Source organism: Pantoea wallisii, assembly GCF_002095485.1.
In the GTDB taxonomy this organism is placed as follows: Bacteria; Pseudomonadota; Gammaproteobacteria; order Enterobacterales; family Enterobacteriaceae; genus Pantoea; species Pantoea wallisii.
The window spans coordinates 14,358-31,107 of record NZ_MLFS01000019.1; the positions used below are offsets into that span (position 1 = coordinate 14,358).

16 protein-coding genes are annotated in these 16,750 nt (G+C 57.4%); 8 read left to right on the forward strand and 8 right to left on the reverse strand.

From position 1 onward, the window contains the following. The first annotated feature begins 114 nt into the window (after positions 1-114). Positions 115-1,011, forward strand: coding sequence for an ABC transporter six-transmembrane domain-containing protein (locus HA48_RS08975; RefSeq protein ID WP_128600717.1), 897 nt, complete (start codon positions 115-117; stop codon positions 1,009-1,011). A gap of 124 nt (positions 1,012-1,135) precedes the next feature. On the opposite strand, the gene HA48_RS08980 is transcribed toward HA48_RS08975, so the two are convergent. Then, the gene (locus HA48_RS08980; RefSeq protein ID WP_128600718.1) at positions 1,136-1,417 is read right to left on the reverse strand and encodes a VF530 family protein; all 282 of its coding nucleotides are present in this window, start codon (positions 1,415-1,417) and stop codon (positions 1,136-1,138) included. A 125-nt stretch (positions 1,418-1,542) separates the two neighbouring features. Here HA48_RS08980 and HA48_RS08985 point away from each other — a divergent pair, with 125 nt between their 5' ends. Further along, on the forward strand, positions 1,543-1,851 hold the full coding sequence (locus HA48_RS08985; RefSeq protein ID WP_128600719.1) for a hypothetical protein: 309 nt from the start codon (positions 1,543-1,545) through the stop codon (positions 1,849-1,851). Between the two features lie 483 nt (positions 1,852-2,334). Further along, entirely contained in the window at positions 2,335-3,090 is a 756-nt protein-coding gene (locus HA48_RS08990; RefSeq protein WP_128600720.1) for an SDR family oxidoreductase, read from the forward strand. A 68-nt stretch (positions 3,091-3,158) separates the two neighbouring features. Here HA48_RS08990 and HA48_RS08995 read toward each other — a convergent pair whose 3' ends face one another. Then, positions 3,159-3,980: a LysR family transcriptional regulator gene (locus HA48_RS08995; RefSeq protein ID WP_128600721.1), complete on the reverse strand. Its 822-nt coding sequence runs from the start codon at positions 3,978-3,980 to the stop codon at positions 3,159-3,161. Positions 3,981-4,087: 107 nt separating this feature from the next. Here HA48_RS08995 and HA48_RS09000 point away from each other — a divergent pair, with 107 nt between their 5' ends. Then, positions 4,088-4,822 carry an SDR family oxidoreductase gene (locus HA48_RS09000; RefSeq protein WP_128600722.1) on the forward strand — a complete coding sequence of 245 codons (735 nt, stop codon included), beginning with the start codon at positions 4,088-4,090 and terminating at the stop codon, positions 4,820-4,822. A 2-nt stretch (positions 4,823-4,824) separates the two neighbouring features. On the opposite strand, the gene yeiL is transcribed toward HA48_RS09000, so the two are convergent. Continuing rightward, the gene (gene yeiL, locus HA48_RS09005) at positions 4,825-5,517 is read right to left on the reverse strand and encodes a transcriptional regulator YeiL (protein WP_128600723.1); all 693 of its coding nucleotides are present in this window, start codon (positions 5,515-5,517) and stop codon (positions 4,825-4,827) included. Between the two features lie 134 nt (positions 5,518-5,651). On the opposite strand from yeiL, the gene rihB reads away from it, so the two are divergent. Together rihB and HA48_RS09015 are read left to right on the forward strand one after the other, a co-directional pair. After that, complete coding sequence (gene rihB / locus HA48_RS09010) at positions 5,652-6,584, forward strand: ribosylpyrimidine nucleosidase (protein ID WP_128600724.1); 933 nt, start codon at positions 5,652-5,654, stop codon at positions 6,582-6,584. 113 nt (positions 6,585-6,697) lie between these two features. After that, positions 6,698-7,948, forward strand: coding sequence for a NupC/NupG family nucleoside CNT transporter (locus tag HA48_RS09015; protein ID WP_128600781.1), 1,251 nt, complete (start codon positions 6,698-6,700; stop codon positions 7,946-7,948). Between the two features lie 15 nt (positions 7,949-7,963). Here HA48_RS09015 and HA48_RS09020 read toward each other — a convergent pair whose 3' ends face one another. From HA48_RS09020 to HA48_RS09040, 5 genes are all read right to left on the reverse strand, one after another. Then, a complete protein-coding gene (locus HA48_RS09020; RefSeq protein ID WP_128600725.1) occupies positions 7,964-8,830 on the reverse strand; it encodes a DeoR/GlpR family DNA-binding transcription regulator in 867 nt (288 codons plus the stop codon). Positions 8,831-8,971: 141 nt separating this feature from the next. Then, positions 8,972-9,919, reverse strand: coding sequence for a D-ribose ABC transporter substrate-binding protein (locus tag HA48_RS09025; RefSeq protein WP_128600726.1), 948 nt, complete (start codon positions 9,917-9,919; stop codon positions 8,972-8,974). 71 nt (positions 9,920-9,990) lie between these two features. Next, positions 9,991-11,046 (reverse strand): ABC transporter permease, encoded by a 1,056-nt coding sequence (locus HA48_RS09030; protein ID WP_208613121.1) that lies wholly within the window; start codon positions 11,044-11,046, stop codon positions 9,991-9,993. 22 nt (positions 11,047-11,068) lie between these two features. Beyond that, a complete protein-coding gene (locus tag HA48_RS09035; protein WP_128600728.1) occupies positions 11,069-12,607 on the reverse strand; it encodes a sugar ABC transporter ATP-binding protein in 1,539 nt (512 codons plus the stop codon). Beyond that, entirely contained in the window at positions 12,604-13,257 is a 654-nt protein-coding gene (locus HA48_RS09040; RefSeq protein WP_128600729.1) for a DUF2291 domain-containing protein, read from the reverse strand. Before HA48_RS09040 ends, HA48_RS09035 begins: the two co-directional genes overlap by 4 nt. 399 nt (positions 13,258-13,656) lie before the next feature. Between HA48_RS09040 and HA48_RS09045 the strand changes: the two genes are divergently transcribed. Next, complete coding sequence (locus HA48_RS09045; RefSeq protein WP_128600730.1) at positions 13,657-15,207, forward strand: FGGY-family carbohydrate kinase; 1,551 nt, start codon at positions 13,657-13,659, stop codon at positions 15,205-15,207. A gap of 9 nt (positions 15,208-15,216) precedes the next feature. Then, positions 15,217-16,743: a glycerol-3-phosphate dehydrogenase gene (locus HA48_RS09050; RefSeq protein WP_128600731.1), complete on the forward strand. Its 1,527-nt coding sequence runs from the start codon at positions 15,217-15,219 to the stop codon at positions 16,741-16,743. The last annotated feature ends 7 nt before the right edge of the window (positions 16,744-16,750 follow it).

Consider the following 16,750-nt stretch of genomic DNA (forward strand, 5'->3'; position numbering starts at 1 on the left):
CACCCGATCGCCACGGCGGGTGGATCTTTGCGCATTGACTTTGAGCGGTTGCTCAAATAGACTCGCCCGATATTGAGCGACCGCTCAATTTTCCTTTCCGTATGAATAGTGAGTATGAAAACCTTACACGTTAACGAAAAACAGACCATGCCTGCAGGCGCTGCCGCCACGCTGAAGCGGTTAGGGCAGCGCTACAGTAAAAAATTACTTCTGACGCTAGGGCTGGTGGTTGCAGAGAACGTCACCTATCTGCTGTATCCGCTACTGGCGGGCTTTGCCGTGAATGCGATACTGGCTGCCAACACCTTACACGCAGTGCTGTATGCGGTGATGGTATTTGTCATGTGGGCGATTGGCGCTGCGCGCCGTAGCGTTGATACCCGCACTTTTGCACGTATCTATGCAGAGATGGCAGTACCCGTGATCCTGACCCAGCGTCTTGAGAACAATTCACCCTCCGTGGTTGCGGCGCGCGTCGCCTTATCCCGCGAGTTCGTGGATTTTTTCGAGAAACACCTGCCGGTACTTATCACGTCTGTCGCCTCTATTGCAGGCGCGGCAACCATGCTGCTGGTAATTGAGTTTTGGTCCGGGGTAGCCTGTCTCGGTATTTTGGCGTTCTTTGCACTCTTTCTGAAAAAGTTCACGTTAAAGAACGAGCAGTTGTTTCTTCGGCTGAATAACCGGCTGGAGAGGGAGGTCGATATGGTGAGCCGTGCGCCAGCGTCGCCACTGGTGCGCCACTATGGGGTGCTGGCCCGGTTGCGCATCTGCCTCTCTGACCGCGAAGCAATGGGCTATCTGGCGATCGGCAGCGTGGCTGCGCTGCTGTTTGGCATGACCATCCTGATCATGTGTTTCAGAGGGGGGCAAGATGCCGGTCACGTCTATTCGGTGATGACCTATATGTGGATGTTCGCCATGAGCCTGGACGATGCGCCCCAGCTGCTGGAGAAGTATTCGCAACTGAAAGATATTGGCCGTCGGGTCAATACCGGGCAGATTGCTTAAGCGTCGCTACGTGAATTCTGTGCCAAAAGCAGGGTAATAATGATGCAGGAATTTTCACGTAGCGCTGCCGGTATAACGCCGGTGGATCATATCGAGTATTGCTGAAAGCTATTTAACATAATAGTTACCTGTCTTTGCCCATCAGCCAGGGATTTGGCGCGGCGTCATCCGGTTTATCCGCCCCGAAGTCCTTCAGAGAATCCAGGTAGAGCGCCTCAACTTCAGCCCGCGCCCACGGCGTGCGACGCAGAAACTTGAGGCTCGATTTAACGCTGGGGTCGCTTTTGAAGCAGTTGATATTGACAAGCTTACCCAGTCTGTCCCAGCCATAGTGGGCGACCAGCGCATTGATTTGCATCTCAAGCGTAACGCCGTGCAGTGGATCGTTGGAGCGGTGATCGGTCATGGAAATCCCTTACAATGTGGATGGCAAAGGTTACAAGAAAGCAGGGCAAGCGGCAATGGTGTGGCCTTTAACGCTGCTAAATGCGGTACACTCGTTGTCACAACATCACCACCGGACAAAACGCTATGCACGACAAAAAAATGATTTCCATCGATCAGTTCACGCTCAGTGAGCGCGTTGAGGTAGAAGGTGCGTTTAAAGCTTTGATAGAGAAGCATCGTCAGCGCACCGGCAAAGAGCCGGATGCAAAACAGGAGAGAGCGTTCACGGCGGAAGCCAGACAGCAGATCATGACGGCGAAAATGGCCAGTGCGCGGGCGCAGGCGGAAAAAGCCCGTAAAACGCCGGCGCGCCGCAAAAAACCTGAATCACTGAAAGAGAGTGAAGTCAGCGACTTTAACTGGAAGGCCTCGGTCATCAAAGGGCGCAGATAACGTCATCCTGGCCGCACAGATTTTTCATCCGGCCGTTATTACGTTAAGCAGTGGAGGCGGATTGCAGGTTGACGTGGGTAGCGGGCAGGTGATGAAGGTAATCCCGCGGGGGTGCGTGTTAATCCTTAATTTAACATAATATACATTATGCGCCATTATGGCCTGATCGGGATTTACGGCATGGCGCCGCTCATTAGCGCTTCTTCGCTGATCTGGCACATTGCCCACGCCCGGGCTTTGATGCTGCCGTAGACAGCGCACAGGTTCAACTTTATAGTGTGCGTGCAAATCTTCATTGCCGTAGGCGTTACCGTCATCCAACGCGCCCTGAACCGGACTGGGCCTCTGCAGAGGGAAACCGGAACAGCGCCACGGCACTCCTCATCTGCAAGCCATCCTGGATCAGGATGGATTCCGGCATGCGTTTCCTCCTGCGTCTGCTGCGCGTGGCCTTTCAATCACTCTGACTGACAAGGCAAAAACATGAACCTGACGCAAAACACAATTCTGATTACCGGCGGTACCAGTGGAATTGGTCGCAAGCTGGCGGAAACCCTGCACGATCGGGGTAATACGGTGATCGTGACCGGACGACGCCAGGCGCTGCTGGATGAGATCACGGCACAGCGTCCCGCTATTACTGGCTATGCGCAGGATATTACCGATGCCAGCGCCCTTGCCCATTTCCGGGCTGCTGTGGTGGCGCGCTTTCCACAGTTAAATGTGCTGATCGCCAATGCCGGCATCTCCCGCCCGGAGAGTGTGCTTTCCGATAGCTGGGATGCAGCAGACGCTGAACAGATGGTCGCCACGAATATTATGGGCGTCATTAACATCACAGCTGCTTTCTTGCCGCTGCTTCGCACTCAGCCGCGCGCCACCCTTATGGCAACCAGTTCGGCATTAGCTTTCGTTCCGCTCGCGGCGTTTCCTGTCTACTGCGCCTCTAAAGCTTTTCTGCACTCCTGGCTCACTTCACTGCGTTATCAGTTGCGAAAAACCGCCGTTGAAGTGCTGGCGTTGTCACCGCCGTATGTGCAAACAGCGCTTACCAGCGATGCGCAGCTTAACGATCCGCGCGCTATGCCGCTGGATGCGTTTGTTGCGCAAATCATGCTGATGCTGGAGAGCGGCAGTTTTACTGCGGGTGAATTACTGCTGGAGCGTGATTATCCGCGCCGCCGCGCTGAACGCGACGGGCAATATGAGGCTATTTTCCGGATGATGAACCCGGATTAAACCGGCGTTTCTGGCGGCCCTGACGGGTCGCCACTACGGTAACGGCGCACAGCGATCCGCCTTTTCCTTCACGCGCTGGCGCGGCTTAAATGCGCCAGCAGTCCGGCGACAGTCGGGTTGGTTTGTGCCTGAACCGCATAGCAAATGCCTACGCGGCGCTGTAATGGCTGGCCCGGTAGTGTGCGGCTGCCAAGATGCGGCCGGGATAGCACCAGCGGTGCCGGCGCGATGGTCACCCCACTGCCCGCCTCTACCATATCCAGCGCCACGGCGTAACTGCCGGCATGGGCCGACGCAGCCGCGGCGCCATAAAACGGCAGCAGCCGCTGATGGGATTCCAGCTGAGGCGTGGCGATCCACGGCAGCTGATGCAGATGTTCAAACATCAGATTCGCCACATTACTGAGCGCATGACCGTTCGGATAAGCCAGCACATAGTGCTCGTCGAACAGCGGCATAAAGAGCTCATCCTCGCAGCGCAGGCTTTCGCAGGCCAGGCGGATATCTCCCACGCAGCCCGGATCGACTGTTACCAGCACCGTAGGGAAATGTTCGCGGATCTCTCTCAGCACGTAACCGAGCTGTTCGGTTGCCACATCCCCTTCTATGCCGATATGCAGCGGCAGACAATCAGTAGGATTGCGGAAACGCGCCACCAGTGCCGTCATGTCGCTCAGCATCTTTCGCGCCTGCGGATAGAGCACGCGCGCCTCTTCTGTAACATCAACGCCGCGTGGCTTACGCACAAAGAGCGCGGTATTCAGCTCCTCCTCCAGCAGCCGGATCGTGGCGGATAACGCAGGCTGCGTCAGGTTGAGCTGCTGAGCGGCGCGCGTAATGTTGCGCTCTTCGAACACGCAGATAAATGCAGTGAGTTGTCGCTTATCCATAGTTTATTTTTATGGCGGCCAAAGAAATAAACCATTTTTCACCATTCTCTCGCCGATTTAAAGTACCTGCGTCAACTCAGCAATCAATTTTATCTATGGTGAACAACATGACTCAAACAACCAAACCGCTGGTCGTCATTACCGGAGCCAGCTCGGGCATTGGCCTGGCGACCGCCAAAGTGCTGGCTTCACGCGGCCACGCCCTTCTGCTGCTGGCTCGCCGTATCGAGCCCATGACAGCACTGAATCTCCCCAATACGATCTGCCGCGCCGTGGATGTTACCGACCGTGAAGCCTTCAGCGCTGCGGTGCGTGAAGCGGAACAGCAATTTGGTCCGGTCGATGCGCTGATCAACAATGCGGGCGTGATGCTGCTCGGTGCGATTGGACAGCAAAATCCTGCCGAATGGGATAAGATGTTTGACGTTAATATCAAAGGCTTATTGAACGGCGTAAATGCCGTCACGGCCGGCATGATTAGCCGTGCAGCAGGTACGATCATTAACATCAGCTCAGTGGCCGGACGCAAGACTTTTCCAAATCATGCTGTGTATGTTGGCACTAAATTCGCCGTGCACGGGATGTCAGAAAACCTGCGTGAAGAGCTCTCGCCGCATAATGTGCGCGTCATTGTCATTGCGCCTGGCGCAACAGAGACCGAGCTGCTCAGCCATACTACAAATGACGACATCAAAGCCGGCTATCACGCATGGAAAGCGGAGATGGGCGGCAAAGTGCTCAGTGCTGAGGATGTGGCACATGCCATCGACTACGCCTACGCACAGCCCCAGCACGTCTGTATCCGTGAAATCGTTCTGGCGGCAACGCGCCAGGGTGCCTGATACTAATAGCCCGGTAACGTTATGCCGGGCTCCATCTCCTGCGCCAGTCGCATTAGCGCTCCCCGATTAAGAATAAGATAACCGGCCTTCTGTTTACTGATCACCCCTTCTGCGCTGAACTGCGCAAACACATACAGCAGATGCCGGTAAGTCACACCCAGATACTCTGCCACCTGCGTGTGCTTCTCTTTATATACGTTGTCATGCTGAGTCAGCAGAATGAATGCCGCCAGCCGGTTAACCAACGGGAATGCCTGATTGCGGGTCGAGGTTACAATATTGCGAAAGTTTTTCCTCACTAACCCCAGGCAGGCGTGGCGCAGAAACTGCGCATCATTGATCAGCAGGCTACGGCACTGTTTCACCGGCAGCGCCAGGCACCAGCAGCTCTCAATCGCCTGCACCGCGCGTGAGGGGTGCGTCTCATCCAGTACTTCAATCTCGCCAATAAAACAGGGCGCACTAAAAAAATCGACCAGGGATACACGGCCATTCGCCAGCGTGACATAGAGTTTGGTGCGGCCGCGTGCCAGCCAGAACAGCCAGCCCGGTAAGCTGCCCTCGCGCACAATGTAGTCACCCGCCGCAACCTGGAACAAACGTGTGTGTTTGATCACATCCGCAGAAAATTTATCCGCGTAACCCGATTCGCTAATGAGCTGCTGCATCAAGGGTTCATTGTCGATCTCTTTCATTCTCTCTGTTCCATGATGAGATTTCTCATATTCGCCGCTAACGGGCCGCTGCTAAGGTGAAGCCGTCTACCCTACTCCACCTGATTTCCGCAATGAAATGAAGGTGATAACAACAGAACGGAAGGAAATAACCTATGGCAACGCGCAAAATTATTTTGGATTGTGATCCCGGTCATGATGATGCCATCGCAATCATGCTGGCGGCAAAACATCCGGCGATTGAGCTACTGGGTATCACGATTGTGGCAGGCAACCAGATCCTGGATAAGACCTTAGTAAATGGCCTGCATGTGTGTCAGGCGTTAAATATTGATACGCCAGTGTATGCCGGCATGCCGCAGCCCATTATGCGTAAGCAGATTGTCGCCGATAATATTCACGGCGAAACCGGCCTCGACGGCCCGGTATTTGGTCCGCTTGTGCGTAAAGCCGAAGATAAGCACGCGGTGAATTTTATTATCGATACGCTATTGAACAGCGAGGGCGATATTACGCTGGTCCCCGTTGGTCCGCTGACAAATATTGCGGTAGCGATGCGCATGCAGCCAAAAATCATCCCTAAAATTCGTGAAATTGTGCTGATGGGCGGTGCATACGGCACCGGCAATTTCACACCGTCGGCTGAATTTAATATCTATGCGGATCCGGAAGCGGCACGCGTGGTATTTACCGCAGGCGTACCGCTGGTAATGATGGGCCTGGATCTTACTCACCAAACGGTTTGTACGCCGGATATTATTACGCGCATGGAGAACGCAGGCGGTCCGGCCGGCCAACTGTTCAGCGATATGATGAACTTCACGCTGAAAACCCAGTTTGATAACTACGGTCTCGCCGGTGGTCCGGTGCATGACGCCACTTGCGTAGCTTATCTCATCAATCCCGATGCCTTTAAGGTGCAGGAGATGTTTGTTGAGATCGATGTAAACCAGGGCCCCTGCTACGGCCGCACGGTATGCGATGAGCTGGGCGTGCTGGGCCTGCCGGCCAATACCAAAGTGGGTATCACGCTGGATACGGCCTGGTTCTGGGATGTCGTGGAAGCGTGCGTGCGCCAATACCATTAACAAAGATTGACCTCACCTTATCGGGTTGCCCTTCAGGGCAACCTCAATATGGGCAGTAAGCTGTCGCCCATACCGCTCATGCACGGCCAAAACAAACATCAAGAGAGATCATGATGGACATAATGAGAAGTGTTCTGGGTATGGTGGTCTTACTGGCGATCGCCTTTTTGCTGTCAGTGAATAAAAAACAGATCAGTCTGCGGACCACCGGTGCGGCGCTGTTAATACAGATTGCCATTGGCGGCGCCGTTCTCTATTTACCACCGGGAAAATGGCTGGCGGAAAAAGCCGCTTATGGCGTCCATCAGGCGCTATCTTACAGTGACGCAGGCAGCGCATTTCTGTTTGGCGCGCTGGCGGGCCCACAAATGGATAAGGTATTTAACGGTGCAGGATTTGTATTTGCGTTCCATGTATTGCCCGCGATTATCTTTATTACTGCACTGGTGAGCGTGCTCTATTATATCGGCGTAATGGGATTTCTGATTCGCCTGCTCGGCGCTCTATTTCAGCGCGCGCTGGCGATCAGTAAAATTGAGTCCTTTGTTGCCGTCACAACCATCTTTCTGGGGCAGAATGAGATCCCCGCCATCGTCAAACCCTTCATTCACCGCCTGAACCGTAATGAACTGTTCACGGCAATTTGCAGCGGTATGGCGTCTATTGCCGGCTCCACCATGCTGGGTTACGCCGGTTTAGGCGTTCCCATTGACTATCTGCTGGCGGCATCGCTGATGGCGATTCCCGGCGGGATTCTGTTTGCGCGCCTCCTGAGCCCGGCCACGGAGGCTTCAGCGGTCGCTTTTACGGATCTCTCATTCAGTGAAACCCCGGCGCGCAGCTTGATCGAGGCCGCCGCCGCAGGGGCGATTACCGGCCTGAAAATTGCGGCTGGCCTCGGCACGGTTGTCCTGGCGTTCGTCGCTATCATCGCCATGGTCAACGGCATTCTCGGCGGAATCGGCGGCTGGTTTGGATATGGTCAGTTCAGCCTGCAGGGCGTATTCGGTTTTGTATTAGCGCCGCTGGCGTGGCTGATGGGCGTTGACTGGCACCATGCCGCGCTGGCGGGAAGCCTGATTGGGGAAAAGCTGGCGGTCAATGAGTTCGTCGCTTACCTTAGCTTCTCTCCTTATCTGCAGGATAGCGGCGCGCTGGACAACAAAACCGTGGCCATTATCTCGTTCGCCCTGTGCGGTTTTGCTAATTTCGGCTCAATCGGTGTGGTTGTGGGGGCGTTTTCAGCGGTTGCACCGGAACGCACCTCGGAGATTGCCCGGTTGGGCATGCGCGCCCTGCTGGCGGCCACGCTCTCCAATCTGATGAGTGCCACCATTGCCGGCTTCTTTATCGGCATTGGTTGATCCTGCTACCGGGCACTATGCCTCATCGCGCGGCGTATGCCCGGTTTTCATCGGCGCGACCACCACGTTAACGCCCAGCTCCTGCATGCGCCGCAGCGTGGCGACCGGCGTTCCCTGATTCACAATCACCACATCAAACTCACTCAGGTGGGCAAAGCGATGCAGGGCACGGCGCTCAAACTTGGTGTTATCCATCATCAGAATGCGCTTCTGCGCAGCATCAAACATCGCGCGCTTGGTCTCTACCGTCTCCGCGGATTGATGAAACACCGCATCATCAATGATCGCTGACATGCTGACAAAAAACACATCGGCGCGCAGGCCGGCAATCGCTTCACGCGTCATGCGGCCCATAAAGGCGTTACACCAGTGGTGGAACTGCCCGCCCAACCCCATCAGCGTGATATCCCGCCCGTTACGTAATTCATTCATCAACGTCAGCGAGTTGGTGATCACCGTGAGCGGGGCTTTCACTGCCAGCAGCCGCGCCATCTGCAGCACGGTAGTGGAGTCATCAAGAAACAGCGCCTGGCCCGGTTCAATCCAGGTTGCTGCTACCTCCGCGATAGCCTGCTTCTCCTCCAGCTGGCGTGTGGCGCGATAGATATCGCTGGACTCAACCAGGCTGGTCGGCGTGGCCGACACCACACCGCGGGATTTATGCAGCAGGCCGCGCTCCACCATTTCATCAATGTCGCGGTGCGCGGTCATCAGGCTGATGCCAAAACGTTCAGTGATATCTTCAATGCGGATCGCCCCTTCCGCCATCACCGCTTCAGCAATCAGCTGACGCCGCGCCAGCTGACGAGCCTGGCGGCTGTCGCCGGGTAAGGTTTCGTTCAGGAATACGCCAGCAGAGGTGTCGTGCGGGTTGTGCGCCATAGTTCGTCCGAAAAGAGAGCAGAAGTGCAGGTTTGGCGTAGATTACAGCGCGTAAACGCCTGGTTTGCAAATGTGCGCGCCTGCGTGAGCAGCGGCGCACAAGGTTGCGCCGCCGGGATTGCTACGGTGAGGGTTAGTCCGTTACTGCTTCAGTACGAAGGGCGAAACAAAGTTACCCGCATTCTCTTTGGTGATCAGGATGCAATCAAACAGCTGTTTCTCTGCCGCCGCGCCGGTTTTGCCGGTCTTCAGGAAGGTGTCGGCCTGCTCAACCGCTTTCCCGGCGAACTGTGCCACAGGCTGCATCACGGTGTAGGCCAGCGTGCCCGCTTTTACCGCATCGACGGCGTCCGGAGAGCCATCAAACCCGCCCACTTTCACCTGCTTCAGTTTGCCCGCCTCTTTCAGCGCCGCAATGGCCCCCAGCGCCATCTCATCGTTACCGCTGATGACACCTTTAATGTCCGGATTGGCCTGCAGCAGCGACTGCATCTTGTTAAAGCCCTGCGTGCGATCCCAGTTCGCTACCTCCTGGCCCACCTTCTTCAGCGTGGGGTACTGCGTCAGCACGGTATCAAAGCCATTGGCGCGCGTGGCCGCATTGTTATCCGATGGCGGCCCCACCAGCTCCACATAACTGGCCGTCTCGCCCACCTGCTTCACCCACTCCATCGCCCCTACGGCGGCGCCCTGCGCGTTATTCGACACCAGTTGCGCTTTCGCCAGCCCGCTTTGGTTGAGCTCCGCGTTAATAACAAAGACCGGGATATTCGCTGCAATCGCCTTTTTCACCGATCCAATGGAGCCATCGGCGTTAGCCGGATCAAGAATGATCGCTTTCGATTTATTGGTAATGGCGGTATCGATCAGCTGGCTTTCCGTATTGGTATCGCCTTTGTGCGCGCTGACTTTGGCGCTGTAACCCAGCTTCTCTGCAGCCTTCTGCGCCACCTGTCCCTCTGTTAGCCAGTAAGGGTTTGAGGGATCGTTAACGATGATGGTCATCAGGCCATTGTTCGCCCAGCCAGGCAGCGCGAAGGTAGAGATCGCCACGACGGCGGCGGCAATAAACAGACGTTTGGTTAACATAAGTGCTCCGTTATTATAGGGGGGTACAGGTATGACGGATAACCGCGCGCTGCCGGAACAGCGCACGCACGTTAGCGACCGCGCCGTCCGTATTGCAGGGTATTCAGCAATACCGCCAGCACAATCACGGCGCCGGTGAACACCGTCTGCCAATAGGCAGAGACGCCGATAATCACTAAACCATCAGAGAGAAAGCCGATCACGAAAGCGCCCAGCAGCGTACCGCGCACGTTGCCGCGACCGCCGGTCAGGGCCGCACCACCAATCACGACGGCCGCAATCGCCGTCAGTTCATAGGTGGTGCCGGCGGTAGGCCCGGCAGAGGTAAGCTGAGAGGAGAGCACCAGCCCGGCCATGGCCGCGCAGATACCGGACAGCACATACACACTGATTTTGATGCGTTTTACTGGCACACCGGAGAGGTCGGCTGCGCGCTCGTTACCGCCCGAGGCATACAGCCAGCGCCCAAAGGCCGTGCGGCTGAGCAGGAAGCCGCACGCCAGCGCCACGACACCCAGCACCAGCACACCTACCGGCACGGTAAACAGGCGATTAAAGCCCAGCCAGTCAAATCCGGTATTGCCCAGAGCCTCACTGCCGGAGAGCTTGTTGTAGGTCAGGCCATTGGTCATCAGCAGCGCGATACCGCGCGCCACGTACATAGTGCCGAGCGTGGCAACAAACGCCGGCACGCGAAACCAGGCGATCAGCACGCCGTTAACCAGCCCCACCAGCGCACCCACCAGCAGTGTCAGGATCGCGACGGCCCACACCGGCAGATAGAGCACCACGCCCAGCGCATCGAGGTTGATGCCCTGCATCATAAAACCGGCCATCACGCCGGCCAGTCCCAGCGTTGAACCGACTGAGAGATCGATACCGCCATTCAGGATCACCAGCAGCATGCCGATCGCCGGCAAACCAAAGATCGCCACGTGTGATGCCATGGTCAGGAAGTTGGCGCCGGTAAAGTAGTTGGGCGACAGCAGGGAGAAGGTGGCGATAATTACCAGCAGCGCGATGAAGGCGCGCCCCTCCAGCAGCAGGCGCGCCAGATGCAGGCGACCGCCCTGCCGTTGCGGCGCGGCGATGGCTGGTGTAGCCAGCGTTTGGGTTCTGTCAGTCATACCGTTTGCTCCGTTTTTCATGTCAGGCCACCATGGACTCGCCGGAGGCAGCCATAATGCGTTCTTTGCTGACGCTGGCGTCAAAGATGGCGGAGATACGCCCTTTGCTCATCACCACAATCCGATGCGCAATACTCAGGCACTCGCCCACTTCTGAGGTGGTATACACCACCGCCAGCCCTCTGCTGGCGCTCTCCGCCAGCAGGCGAAACACCTCAGCTTTTGCACCGATATCGATGCCGCGGCTGGGTTCATCCAGCAGGATCACTTTGGGCCGGGTCGCCAGCATCTTGCCGATTACCACCTTCTGCTGATTCCCGCCGGAGAGCGATCCAATCGCCGCATCGCCACCGGCAGTTTTCACCGTCACATTCCGAATACTCTCGCTAATCAGCTGCTTCTCCCGCCGGGTAGAGAGCACCAGCCCACGCACAAACTCGCTAATGCTGGCCAGAGACAGGTTTTCCCCTACTGACAGGGTCTGTACCAGACCATCGCGCTGCCGATCTTCCGGCACCAGCGCCAGGCCCAGTTTGATGCGCTGTGAAATCGTCAGGCCGGAGAGATCGGTATCCTGCAGCAGGATCTGTCCGCTGCTTTGCCGCAACCGCCCGGCAATCGTCTCCAGTAACTCCGTGCGGCCGGCTCCCATCAGGCCGTAGAGGCAGACAATCTCTCCGGCCTGCACCGCCAGAGAGAGGTTATCCACCAGCCGGATACCGGTTTTACTCTGCACGGTGAGATCCTTAACCGTCAGCGCCCGGGCACCAAAGGCATACCCCTGCGGCGGTGAGCCGAGGTCAAAGTGATTACCCACCATATGGCGCACGATCCACTGAAGGTCGATCTCTTCGCGTTTGGCATAGGCCGTCATCACGCCATCGCGCAGGACCACGGCGCGATCGGTTATCTCCAGCGCCTCCTCCAGATGGTGTGAGATGTAGACGATAGCCACACCCTGACTGGTGAGGTCGCGAATCACCTGAAACAGCACCGCCACTTCCGCAGCGCTAAGCGCTGATGTCGGTTCATCCATAATCAGAATCTGCGCATTCACCGACAGCGCACGGGCGATCTCCACAATCTGCTGCTGCCCCAGGCGGAGTGTCTCCACGGGCGTCAGCGGATCGATCTCCTCCTCCAGCGCCGCCATCAGATGACGGGTAATGCGCGCCTCTTCGGCGTAATCCACCCCGCCTGCCCGACGAATCTCCCGCCCCATAAAGATGTTGTCACGCACGTTCATATTGGGCGCGAGATTAAGCTCCTGATGAATAATCGAGATGCCGCAGTCGCGTGCCTCAGTGGCGGATCGAAACACGCTCTCCTCGCCGTTAAGCAGAATTTCCCCGGATGTTGGCGTAATCACGCCAGACAAAATTTTCATCAGCGTCGATTTACCCGCCCCGTTCTCCCCGAACAGCGTGGTCACTTCGCCGCGACGAATCTCAAAATTAACGCCCTTCAACGCGTGCGTTGAGCCATAAACCTTGCTGACATTGCGTGCCTGCAGAATCACTTCGCCTTTGAGCAGCGCAGGATTGACGTTAAACGGTTTCATTTCACCTCCAGGCTAACCGGTGTCACCATCCACATAGCGGGATTCAGCAGACGAAACACCCCCACAACCTGCACGGTTTTGCCCGGTAGCGCCTCGCGATCCAGCTTATCCAGTACCGCCCCCTTCATTGCCCGATTAATGGCGGAACCGGCATTTTGATACTCAATCTGATTGGTGAAATCCCCGAACTGTATGTGGCCGCTGGCGTCACGCAGGTCGGTGCCGGTGATCGCCGGGCCGGTCTGCACGCGCACCTGTATACCGGCAGGCAATCCCGCCACCTGCAGCGGGAAGATCCCCATCTGTCCCGGCTGCACCACGCCCTCCAGCTTCACCGGAATGACCGGCAGCGGTGCGCCCACACCATATTTGGCGACCGCAGCCTGCTGATTCTCCTGCAGCGCAGCGGCCAGAGTGCTGGCATCAACGGCGCGCGTCGTAACATCCTGCTGAATACCCGGAAAGGTTTTCTGCCCGTAGCTATCAGCGGAGAAGCGCTGCGTCTGCACATCCTCCACAGCCCCCTTTTTTACCACTTTGGTATCAAGCGCGATGGCCGCGATCACGGCGACCGCGACGGCGCCCGTCAGCCAGTAACGCCGGGCACGCTGCCGCGCCAGCTGCTGTGCAAGTATCGAGACATCGGACATAACGTCACCTCTCTGTTATCAGCCATCGCTCAAACTGATAATGTTATAAATGTGATAACTTGTGTGATGAAAATTGTGCTGTTGTGATTAAATTGTCAACAGGCAGCGCGCAAATTTTTCAGGAGAGCGATCTGGATCGCTTAATCACACCCTAAGAAGCCTTACCAGGGTTAATGCCCTTATACATAAGGGTTAAACGTATTTGTCAGCAGCAGAGCGTCGCGTTAACCGGCCGTTTTTCGTGATCGGATTCGCTAATTCAAATGAAATTTATTATGTTTTACGCAAAATAATACAACAGATATGTTATCTCCATGAGAAGTGGTGTAAGAGGTTACTTAGCAAATTCATCACAGGCCGTTAACACGGCAGAGACGACAAAGCGGTTGGGGGGTTTAGGTGGAGAGTAGCGACATCATTCTGGGGCTGGATTCCGGCACCTCAGTCGTTAAAGCGGTGGCGTTTGATCTGCAAGGCCGGCAGCTGGCGTGTGCGTCCACGCGCAACCACTACTACCGCAGCGCAGGCGGCGCGGCGCAGCAGTCCATGACGCAAACCTGGCAGGATGCGGTTGCGGCTATCCGCAAGCTAAGTGAGCGGGTAGATAACCTGGCGGGCCGCGTGGTGGCCGTGGCGGTGACGGCTCAGGGTGACGGCAGCTGGCTGGTGGGAAAAGATAATAAGCCGGTAGATGACGCATGGATCTGGCTGGATGCGCGCGCGGCCCCTACCGTTGATTGGCTTAATCAACAGCCGCAGGCCCGTGCGCGCTTTACCGCAACCGGCACCGGTCTGAATACCTGCCAGCAGGGTGCGCAGTTGGCGCATATGGATCGCCACTATCCGGCGCTGTTAGCGCAGGCCGAGGTCGTTATGCACTGCAAAGACTGGCTCTATCTCAACCTCACCGGCGTGCGGGCCACCGATCCCTCTGAAGCGAGCTTCACCTTTGGCAACTTCCGCCATGGACAGTATGACGAAACGGTGATTGAGGCTCTGGGTCTGACGCACCATCGCCATCTGCTGCCCGAGATCGTTAACGGCACGCAGATCACGCATCCCTTAACCCGTGCCGCCGCTGAACTGACCGGGCTGCGCGCCGGCACGCCGATTGCGCTGGGCTATGTTGATATGGCCATGACCGCGCTCGGCGCCGGCGTGCATACCGGCGAAGCCCATACCGCCTGCTCCATCGTGGGTTCAACCGGCGTCCACCTGCGCAGCGTTACCCTTGAGGAGGTGTGGCTCAACCCGGCGCAGACCGGCTATGTCATTCCCCTGCCGTGGCCGGGCTATGTCACGCAGGTGCAGACCAATATGGCCTCCACGCTTAACCTCGACTGGCTGCTGAATCTCGCCAGCGATCTGCTGAGGAACTTTGGCTGTGAAACCGATCACGCCCGGCTGGTGCAGCAGATTGATCGCTGGCTGAGCGAGGCGCAGCCCGCCAGTCTGCTGTTCCACCCCTATATTTCGCTGGCGGGTGAGCGTGGGCCGTTCGTCAATGCCGATGCGCGCGCCAGCTTCACCGGCCTTCACTATCAGCACAATTTTGGCGATCTGGTTCGCGGCGTGATTGAGGGCATCGGCATGGCGGCGCGTGACTGCTACCAGGCGATGGGAAGCACCCTGCCGGGTGAAATACGCCTGACCGGCGGCGCGGTGCGCTCCCAGCCGCTGCGCCAGATCCTCTCCGCCTGTATCGGTGCGCCGGTGCGCATCAGCCAGCGTGATGAAGCCGGTGCGGCAGGCGCCGCCATGATGGCCGCCGTGGCCATCGGCGCTTACCCCTCCATGGCACACTGCGTGGAAACCTGGGTTCGCCCACTGCTTGATGATGCCGAAGCGCCCGATCCGGCGCTGATGCAGCGTTATCAGCAGCTGTTCCCAACCTATCAGCAGATCCGCAGCGATCTGCCGGCCGCCTGGCAGGCGCTGAAACAGTTTTAAGGAGTACGCATGAGTGATAACACGTTGGATCTGTTTGTGATTGGCGGCGGCATCAACGGCGCCGGAATTGCGCGCGATGCCGCAGGCCGTGGGCTGTCGGTGATGATGTGTGAGAAAGATGACCTTGCCCAGGGCACGTCGTCCCGTTCCGGCAAGCTGGTGCACGGCGGGTTACGCTATCTGGAGTATTACGAGTTTCGTCTGGTGCGTGAGGCGCTGATCGAACGCGAAGTGCTGCTTAATGCCGCACCGCATATCATCTGGCCGATGCGCTTTGTCCTGCCGCACAGCCCGGCCGATCGCCCGGCATGGCTGGTGCGGCTTGGCCTGTTTCTGTATGACCATCTTGGCGGACGCAATAAACTGCCGGGCACGCGATCGCTCGATTTAACGCGCGATCCGGAGGGCGCACCGCTGCTGGATAGCTATCGCAGGGGCTTTGAATACTCCGATTGCTGGGTGGACGATGCGCGCCTGGTGACGCTCAACGCCATGGATGCCGCCGAGCGCGGTGCCCGCATCCTGACGCGCACCCGCTGCGTGGCGGCGGTGCGTCAGCAGGGAAAATGGCAGATTACCCTGCAGGATGAAGCCAGTGGCGCACAGCGTACCGTTTTTGCCCGCGCGCTGGTCAACGCCGCCGGCCCGTGGGTGCTGGATATTGTGAATCAGGTGACGCACAGCAAAAGCGCGCGCAGTGTGCGACTGGTTAAGGGCTCACACATTATCGTGCCCAAATTCTGGGAGGGCCAGCAGGCTTATCTGGTGCAGAACACCGACAAGCGCGTGATATTTATCAATCCTTATGAGGGCGATAAAGCGTTGATTGGCACCACCGATATTGCCTGGCAGGGTAAAGCCGAAGCGGTCATGGCGGATGACAGCGAGCAGCAGTATCTGATCGATGTGGTTAATCGCTATTTTAAAGTGAAACTGCGCGCCAGTGATGTGATCACCCGCTTCTCGGGGGTGCGTCCGCTGTTTGACGATGGCAAAGGCAATCCCTCTGCCGTTACGCGCGACTATGTGTTTGAGCTGGACGATCAGCATAACGCCCCGCTGCTGCACGTCTTTGGTGGCAAGATCACTACGTTCCGCAAGCTGGCTGAACATGCGTTACAGAAGCTGGCGCCCTATTTTCCGGCCATGGGGCCGGACTGGACGCGCGGTGCCACGCTGCCCGGCGGCGAGATCGTCAATGCCGATTTTGAAACCTTCCTCGAACAGGTAAAGGCTCGCTGGCCCTGGCTGCCACAGCCGCTGCGCCGGCACTATGCCCGGCTGTACGGCGCCCGTATGGAAAAGCTGCTGGGTGATGCCGCCGGGCTTGACGATCTTGGCCGCTATTTTGGCGGACAGCTGTATGAAGCGGAAGCGCGCTATCTGGTTAACCACGAGTGGGCGCAGCAGCCAGAGGATATTTTGTGGCGGCGCACCAAGCATCAGCTGCATCTGGATGAGGCGCAGCGCGGTGCGTTTGCCCAGTGGTTCGCGCTCACCTTCCACACCGCGCCGCTGCGCGCGCATGCCGGTTAAGAGGTAC